Consider the following 959-nt stretch of genomic DNA (forward strand, 5'->3'; position numbering starts at 1 on the left):
TTCCTCGACGGGCATGACGAGTTCGATCCGTTGTTCTTCGGGGTGTCGGGTCTTGAGGCGGAGTTCATGGACCCGCAGCAGCGGGTGTTTCTGGAGGAGTGCTGGACGGCGTTGGAGAACGCCGGATATGCCGGTTCGGGATTCCGTGGCAGCAACTGCGGTGTGTACGCGGGTTTCACCGGCGGCGACTACCACACCCTGTACCGCACGGAGGACTCCTCACCCCAGGCGATGATGGGGCAGGCCGGGTCGATTCTGTCGGCGCGGATTGCGTATCTGCTGGATTTGCGTGGTCCTGCGGTGACGGTGGATACGGCGTGTTCGAGTTCGTTGGTGGCGTTGTATCTGGCGTGTGAGGCGTTGCGTTCGGGTGCGGTGGATGTGGCGTTGGCGGGTGGTGTGTTCGTGTTGAGCACGCCGGAGTTCTATGCGTCGGCGCAGGCTGCGGGGATGTTGTCGGGGTCGGGTCGGTGTGCGGCTTTCGATGTGGGGGCGGATGGTTTTGTGCCTGGTGAGGGTGCCGGGGTGGTGGTGTTGCGGCGGTTGCGGGATGCGGTTGCCGATGGTGATTTCGTGCATGCGGTGGTGCGTGGTTGGGGTGTGAATCAGGACGGGGCGAGTAACGGGATCACGGCGCCGAGTGTGGGGGCGCAGGAGGCGTTGCTGGGTGGGGTGTGGGATCGGTTCGGGATCGATCCTGGGTCGATCGGTGTGGTGGAGGCGCACGGGACGGGGACTGCTCTGGGTGATCCGGTGGAGTTCGAGGCGTTGTCGCGGGCGTTTGCGGCGCGGACGGATGCTCGGGGGTTTGCGTCGCTGGGGACGGTGAAGGCGAATGTGGGGCATACGGCTGCGGCTGCGGGTGTGGCGGGTGTGCTGAAGGCGGTGTTGGCGTTGCGGCATCGGCAGGTGCCGCCGCTGGTGCACTTCACCGAACCCAACCCGCAGATCCAGCTGGA

General features: G+C 65.5%; 1 protein-coding gene. It reads left to right on the forward strand.

The genetic code is table 11. The annotated features are described in order from the left end of the window. A partial coding sequence (locus JT723_RS34625; protein ID WP_205048877.1) for a beta-ketoacyl [acyl carrier protein] synthase domain-containing protein occupies positions 1-959 on the forward strand: 959 nt, incomplete at both ends.

Source organism: Actinacidiphila bryophytorum (assembly GCF_016916835.1).
Lineage (GTDB): Bacteria > Actinomycetota > Actinomycetes > Streptomycetales > Streptomycetaceae > Actinacidiphila > Actinacidiphila bryophytorum.